This is a genomic window from Streptomyces sp. NPDC046349 (assembly GCF_055587885.1).
Window position 1 is genome coordinate 1 of record NZ_JBVJFK010000027.1, and the last position, 6,720, is coordinate 6,720.

The window sequence follows — 6,720 nt, forward strand, 5'->3', positions numbered from 1 at the left end:
AGGGTGTGACGCTGGACGAGCTGGACGGTCTGACGGTGACGGGCGCGCACTGGTGGTTCAACGTGCGGGCCTCCAACACCGAGCCGCTGCTGCGGTTGAACGTCGAGGCCCGTGACGCGGACACCCTGTCCCGGATCCGCGACGAGGCCCTCCAGCTCATCCGCGCCTGACACCTCTGACCCCCGGCCGGGTCCGGCCTCGTGGGCCCCCCGGCCCGCGTTTGGAGGTACTGAGTAGCGGGTCGTGGCGCCGCTGATCCTCCGATCCGCGACTGATCGCCGATCCCGCGACGGACCGCGCTGCGTTGACGGACGCGGGATGGGAGCGGACGGGGCCCGGCGCGCCGCCGGGCCCCTTTCGGTCCGGCCCCGGCGGCGCGATTGCGGCACGGACGATCGCCTGGGCCGGGCTCGGGCCGCAGACGCCCGAGCGCCCGCACGAAACCGGGTGGCCCGGGGACCACAGGCGGGGTCGCGCTCACGGGCAGGAGGCCGTCAGACTGCGGTCAGGGTGTACGTACCCGTACCGTCCTGCCTGCCGCTGGAGTACTGCCGGATCAACTCCCCGTCCGCGTACCGGTCGTGGCCCATCATGGAGCCGGTGTACTTGTTCTGCAGGCCGATCTTCGTGCTGCCGGGTACGTCGCGGTAGATGTAGAACCGCTGGAGGTCGTCCTCCCCGCAGGTGGCTGTCGTCAGGTGGGCCTGCTCCTGGTGGGCGATGCCCGCCGGGATGGTCGCGCAACCGCCGTTGCCCCAGTTCCACAGGGACGCCTCGAGGACTCCGTTGTTCTCCGTGACGTTGCACAGGCGCCAGTTGTCCAGGTGGGCGCTGAAGAAGGTGGATTCGCGCAGACGGATGCCGTCGTTGGCCAGGAGCGGTGCGCTCCAGTTCAGGGGCTTGCCGGGGACGTCGATCCGGTAGACGGCGGGTTGGCAGTTCAGCGCGGCCTGCGCGATCCGCCCGGTGATCTTGGGCTGTTCGGCGGACGTGGCGCTGGTGGGAGCCGGTCGCTGCACGAGGCGGTCCTGTGCCTGCTGCTCTGTCGGGGCCACCGCACCTGCCGGGTGCTCGGCCTTCGCGGCGGGCGAACCGCAGTCGAGGAGAACCTTTGCCTTGGCCATGATGCTGTTGGCCGGCACCGTGTCCTCGCAGCGCACCGCGCCTTGCTCAAGGGTGGTGTAGGTGGTGAAGCTGCCGCTGCCGGGGCCCTCGATCCACCTCAACGCCCAAGCGCCGTTGCTCTGTTGGGCCCGACTGCAGTTGAGGCTTCCGTACGTGCCGGTGACCTTCTTCGTGCCCTTGTAGACGCCGTAATAGCCGGGCCGGGAGAAATTCCACGTGACCGTGTCCGACTCGCTGCTGGTGGAGGAGTAGTTGACCTGAACGTTCAGGCCCAGGCTCGCGCCGACGGTGGTGAGGGTCTCGACGGCGAAGCCGCCCTGGACGTTGCCATTGAGACCGACGGAGACCGAGATGGTGGTCTGGGTGCTGGTGGTGACGCTCTGGTTGCCGGTGCTGCCCTCGGTGACGTACCAGCCCTTGAAGTGGGTTATCTCCGGATTGACTTCGGTCGTCTTGATGTACGGGTGGCGTGTGCCGAGGTCGGCCGCCGTGCAGGCGTCACCGGGCTTGACCTGCGCGGCCGTGGCGGACGTGGCAGGTGCGGCCGAGGCCGGTGGGACGGCGAGGCCCACGGTGGCTGCAGCAGCCGAGGCAGCACAGGCCATGAGCGCTTTTCCTGTGCGACTGACGGGTTTGGTGGAGCGCATCGTTGCCCTTTCCCCCTGGTCGTATATGTCCGGTCAAGGGGTGAACGTAGCGGCCGCGTGGGTGGCGGCGTGAGCCCGCAATGGGCCAAAAGTGATCAGTGGGGGCCTGTTTCGCCCAACCGGGACCTGTCGGGCGGCACCACGGCTCCATGTGCGCAGGGATCACCCCCTTCCACGTGGGCGGCGGCCCATGGCGGGTGGATGCCGTACAGGACGAACACGAGGGGGACGTCGGCCGCCTGCACCGGCCAGACGGATCTCGGAGGTCAGTCCGCCACAGGAGCGGCCCGGCCCTCGCCGAAGGATGGTGAGCAGGCGGCTCCGCGGTCCGGGGAGACGCGCCGCGCCAGTGCGGGCGCCCGCAGCATGCTGATGGGCACGGCAAGAGGTCTCCACACCGGCCATGCTCCAGTTGCTCCGGCCTTTCGCGTCGGCGTCGGCCCGGACGGCACGCAGCATCCCGACCCTCGTGCCGTCCGCCGTCCGCCTTCGGTGCCCGTCGTGCATGCACCGTCTCACACGTGCCACCGGACAGGTCCTAGGCGGAATGGCGGATGCCCGACGGCGCGTGGCGCTCCCGCAGGGCCGGCAGGCCCTTGAACGCGTACGCGGCGGACATCAAGGTCATGTGGTGGTGCCAGCCGGGGAAGGAGCGCCCCTCGAAGTCGAGGAGCCCGAAGTCGTCGGCCAGGGCGGCCGACGTGGCGGCTGCCCGGCCCGACTGCCGGACCAGCCGGAGCAGGTCGTCCATCCGGTGGCGGCTCATGTTGGTGAGCCAGACCGCACCGCTCGCGCCCCGGCCCCCGGGCCCCGGTCGCCGTTCGCCGAACAGGCGGTACCTCTGCTGCCCGCCCGGGGCCGCCAGGCCGGCGCCCGGCACCCGGACCAGGGCAGATTGGATGCGCAGCGGCTGGGGGCGCGCGGCGGGGCCGGTGAGCGGCGTCGTGTACGGATGGCTGGTGCTGCCCCGACGGGCGAGGTCGCCCGCGCAGGTGGTGTGCGCGGCCGCCCGGGCCGGCTCGGCCACGTGGCCCGGTCCGGCCGCGCAGACGGGGAGGGCCGGCGGGACGGACACCAGGAAGTCGTGGCCGCGCCGGCCGAGCATGCCGATCAGCGCCGAGGCGGCGCCGAGGCGGCTCAGGTCGGCGACGACGGGTGCGCGTGCCCCCGAGGTGCGGGCGGCGATCGAGTCGACGAGCTCCAGGACCAGTGACTCCGGGGTCTGGTGCGACACGCCGGGAGAGATCCGCGCCCGGCGGCGCAGGGCGGGGTCCACCGACCAGGACTCGGGAAGCACCAGCCGCCAGTCGACGGGCACGCTCATGCCGTCCAGGGACAGGAAGAGGCCGAAGCCGAACTGGCAGTTGACGATGCGCCCGGCGGCGGGGTCGAAGCGGCGGTGCACGCCGACCGAGTGCTCGCCGCGCTTGGGGAAGCAGACCTGCCCGATCGTCCAGGCGAGCACCGGGTGGCGTTCCTCAACCCAGCGCAGCAGCTCGGCGCGGGCCGGATCCCACTCCCAGGGGCTGGCGTTGATGAACTGCTGCAGCGACTGCGACGCGGTGGGTGACGCGGTCACGGAAGCCGCCAGCCTGCGGACGGACTTCTTGCCCGGGGTGGTGAGCAGGCCCTGTAAGTAGACCCGGGCCCATCTGCGCTGGTCGGCCCTCGGCAAGTGGCCGAAGAGGCGTTCCGTGAAATCGTCCAGGGCGGTACCGCCGGCAGCCGGGGCTCTGGTCCTCATGTGCGCCGTCATCTGTCGTCTCCCCTCCAGTGCTGACATCGGTCTGCGCCATGACCCCCAGAGAATACAGAACGTTCGTTTTGTTTTCCAGCCGAAGTATGGCGCCCCCGCCGCGACTTGGGCACGTTGGACGTACGACGCCGCCGGCCTTCCGACGCGGGCGGTGCGGGACGGCGGGGCATGGTCGCTTCTTCGTCAAGTAGCCGTTGTGCGCGGCCGGTGCCGGGGTGACGCTGGAGGTCGCCCCCGTGCCGGGCGCGGGGGCGAGTGAGGAACGAACCGGATGGCAGTGGTAGTGAAGTGGTGAAGCAAGAGCGCGGCGTGCGCACCCGTAATAATCTGATCTCGGTGGCCGCCGCCGAATTCGATCGCAATGGATACGAGGGGACGTCGCTTTCCCGGCTGAGCAGATCGGCCGGCATTTCGATCGGAGCCGTCACCTTTCACTTCTCGGCGAAGGGAGAACTGGCCTCCGCCGTCGAGGATTCCGGTCGGGCCGCCACCCGGAAGGTGGTCGAGTGCGTGACGGCCCGCGGAGGACCGGCGCTGGACACCGTCTCCTCGCTCGTCCTGGCCCTCGGCCGGCTGATCGAGACCGACGCGGCCGTGCGCGCCGCGGCCCGGCTCACCCAGGAACGCGCCGGCGCCGGACCCGAGTGGTGCGGCTGCTGGCTCCCTGACGTGGAGGAACTGCTGGAACAGGCCGCGCAGGAGGGTCAGCTCCATCCGGAGGTCGACCCGCGCCCGCTCACGCAGCTGACGGGTCATCTGGTCGGCGGAGTCATCGCGCGGGCACGCCGGGAACGGCAGGAGCGTCCCGGCGCGGCCGTCGGCGAGCTCGGCGAGCTGTGGTGCCTCGTCCGGCGGCGCGTCGCGGCCCGCCCGGAAGTCGAAATGCCCAAGTAGGCGGAAAGGCGCGGAAATTCTGGCCGTCGGCGTGAGACGCCGTCTAGCGTCAGCGCCATGAATTCCACGCCTCCGCAGATAACCAAGGCAGTGATCCCCGCCGCGGGACTCGGAACCCGATTCCTCCCGCTGACGAAGGCCACCCCGAAGGAAATGCTCCCGGTGGTAGACAAGCCCGCCATCCAGTACGTGGTGGAAGAGGCGGTCGCGGCGGGGATGTCGGACATCCTCATGGTCACCGGACGCAACAAGCGGCCGCTCGAGGACCACTTCGACCGCAACTACGAGCTGGAGGAGGCCCTCCAGCGCCGTGGTGATCAGGACAAACTCGACAGCGTCTGCGCCTCCACCGAACTCGCGGACATCCACTACGTGCGCCAGCGGGACCCCAAGGGCCTGGGGCACGCCGTCCTGTGCGCCGCACCGCACGTCGGCCGGGAGCCCTTCGCCGTCCTCCTGGCCGACGACCTGATCGACCCCAGGGACCCCCTGCTGGCCCGAATGGCCGAGGTGCGCGCCCGGCTCGGCGGCAGCGTCGTGGCCCTCATGGAGGTGGACCCGGAATCCATCCACCTGTACGGATGCGCCGCGGTCGAACCGCCTGCGGCCGCCGGCGACGGCGTGCGCATCACCGAGCTGGTGGAGAAGCCGGAGCCGGGTACCGCCCCCGGCAACCTCGCCGTCATCGGCCGCTACCTCCTGGACCCCGAGATCTTCGACGTGCTGCGGGAGACCGCCCCCGGGCGTGGCGGCGAGATCCAGCTCACGGACGCGCTGCGCACCCTGGTGCGCGCCGGACGCCCCGTGCACGGCGTGGTCTTCTCCGGCCGCCGCTACGACACGGGGGACCGTGCCGAGTACCTGCGCGCGACCGTCCGACTCGCCTGCGAGCGCGAGGACCTCGGACCCGAGTTCCTGTTCTGGCTGCGGGAGTTCGTACGTGCCGGGGAGCCGGTGCCGGTCTGATCCGCCGCCCGGTGGGCGACCGGGGAACTTCCGCGGTCGCCCACCTGACCGGCCCCGACTCCGCCAACTTGCCCAAATCTCAACGGGGTTCGACTTCCCGGTTGGTTACCGAACGGTAATTACGTAATTTCGTCTCCGGGCCCGGCGATAGGCGCGGCGCCCCGGGCGTCGAGTGCACGAAGGGAGGTGAACCATGGACGACCCGAACGCAGGACACCCGGCCGAGCAGACCCCCCACCCGGCCGCAGAGGTACCGGTCGGCTTCCTGCTCGCCGCGGATTCCCCCCGTACCGTCCCCGTGGACGAGAGCCACGCACAGGCCCTCGCGAACTCCGGCCGCACACTGCCGCCGCTGCTCGTGCACCGCCCCACGATGCGGATCATCGACGGGACGCACCGCCTGCGGGCGGCAGTGCTGAGGGGTCGCGACACCGTCGGAGTGACCTACTTCGACGGCAGTGCCGAGGACGCGTTCGTCCTCTCGGTCGAGGCCAACATCAGCCACGGACTCCCGCTGACCCGGGCGGAGCGGACGGGTGCGGCGCTTCGGATCCTGCGGTCCCACCCGGACTGGTCCGACCGGGGCATCGCGCAGCGGACCGGACTCGCGGCCAAGACCGTCGCAGCGCTGCGCCGCCGGGAGGCGCCGGAGCACGAACCACCGGGCCGCGTCGGCCGGGACGGGCGCATACGCCCGGCCGATCCGGCCCGAGGCCGGGAGGCGGCGGCCCGCCTGCTCGCGGGCCGACCCACCGCCTCCCTGCGGCAGATCGCACGGGAGGCGGGCATCGCGCCCTCGACCGTACGGGACGTACGCCGCCGGATCGGCGTGGGCGAGGACCCCGTGCCGGCGGGTCAGCGGCGCTCCGGCAGCGCGCCGTCCCCGCCACGCCGGCCGGCGGACCGGGGACGGGCCCGCGGGCAACCACTGCCCGCGCTGGTCACCGGCCTGTGCAAGGACCCCCTGCTCAGACTCAGCGAGGCGGGCAGGCTGCTGCTGCGCATGCTCGACCTCCAGGTGAGCGCTCTGCGCCAGCGGGAGCGGATCGTCGCCGCGGTACCCCCGTACCGCGCCGAGACCGCTGCCGCCGCTGCCGCGCAGTGCGCCCGCGACTGGCAGGAACTCTCGGAGGAACTGGGCCGCCGTGCCTCGGCGCAGGCGCGCTCCTGAGTGGCCCTCCCCCCATACCGGCCTTCCCTGCCGGAAGGCCCCGTTCATGTGTGTGTCGGAAAGGATGTCTGGCGATGTCGGTTGTCGAGGGTGCGCGGGTTGATTCGGGTGCGGGGGAGGTGCCGGCCCGGTTGGACGGGCGTTTGAAGCTGGTGCTGGTG

The 6,720-nt window shown here is 71.5% G+C and carries 5 protein-coding genes and 1 pseudogene; 4 read left to right on the forward strand and 2 right to left on the reverse strand.

The features are described 5' to 3' along the window. Nucleotides 1-170: pseudogene (gene manB / locus ACZ6JS_RS35435) on the forward strand (phosphomannomutase/phosphoglucomutase); the annotation flags it as partial. 324 nt (nucleotides 171-494) lie between these two features. Here the strand turns inward: manB and ACZ6JS_RS35440 are convergent. Then, nucleotides 495-1,772: a hypothetical protein gene (locus ACZ6JS_RS35440; protein WP_469304204.1), complete on the reverse strand. Its 1,278-nt coding sequence runs from the start codon at nucleotides 1,770-1,772 to the stop codon at nucleotides 495-497. A gap of 538 nt (nucleotides 1,773-2,310) precedes the next feature. Continuing rightward, the gene (locus tag ACZ6JS_RS35445) at nucleotides 2,311-3,528 is read right to left on the reverse strand and encodes an IS701 family transposase (protein ID WP_469304206.1); all 1,218 of its coding nucleotides are present in this window, start codon (nucleotides 3,526-3,528) and stop codon (nucleotides 2,311-2,313) included. Between the two features lie 288 nt (nucleotides 3,529-3,816). Between ACZ6JS_RS35445 and ACZ6JS_RS35450 the strand changes: the two genes are divergently transcribed. The 3 genes from ACZ6JS_RS35450 (at nucleotide 3,817) to ACZ6JS_RS35460 (ending at nucleotide 6,559) form a co-directional block, all read left to right on the forward strand. Beyond that, the gene (locus tag ACZ6JS_RS35450; protein WP_469304207.1) at nucleotides 3,817-4,422 is read left to right on the forward strand and encodes a TetR family transcriptional regulator; all 606 of its coding nucleotides are present in this window, start codon (nucleotides 3,817-3,819) and stop codon (nucleotides 4,420-4,422) included. Between the two features lie 57 nt (nucleotides 4,423-4,479). After that, the gene (gene galU, locus ACZ6JS_RS35455; protein WP_469304209.1) at nucleotides 4,480-5,388 is read left to right on the forward strand and encodes a UTP--glucose-1-phosphate uridylyltransferase GalU; all 909 of its coding nucleotides are present in this window, start codon (nucleotides 4,480-4,482) and stop codon (nucleotides 5,386-5,388) included. Nucleotides 5,389-5,581: 193 nt separating this feature from the next. Then, entirely contained in the window at nucleotides 5,582-6,559 is a 978-nt protein-coding gene (locus ACZ6JS_RS35460) for a ParB/RepB/Spo0J family partition protein (RefSeq protein ID WP_469304211.1), read from the forward strand. Nucleotides 6,560-6,720: the final 161 nt, after the last annotated feature.

Bases quoted from the DNA above. Each gene is read 5' to 3' on its own strand.
- ACZ6JS_RS35445 (WP_469304206.1), bottom strand. From the start codon at position 3,528: ATGACGGCGCACATGAGGACCAGAGCCCCGGCTGCCGGCGGTACCGCC.
- ACZ6JS_RS35440 (WP_469304204.1), bottom strand. From the start codon at position 1,772: ATGCGCTCCACCAAACCCGTCAGTCGCACAGGAAAAGCGCTCATGGCC.
- galU (WP_469304209.1), top strand. From the start codon at position 4,480: ATGAATTCCACGCCTCCGCAGATAACCAAGGCAGTGATCCCCGCCGCG.
- ACZ6JS_RS35460 (WP_469304211.1), top strand. From the start codon at position 5,582: ATGGACGACCCGAACGCAGGACACCCGGCCGAGCAGACCCCCCACCCG.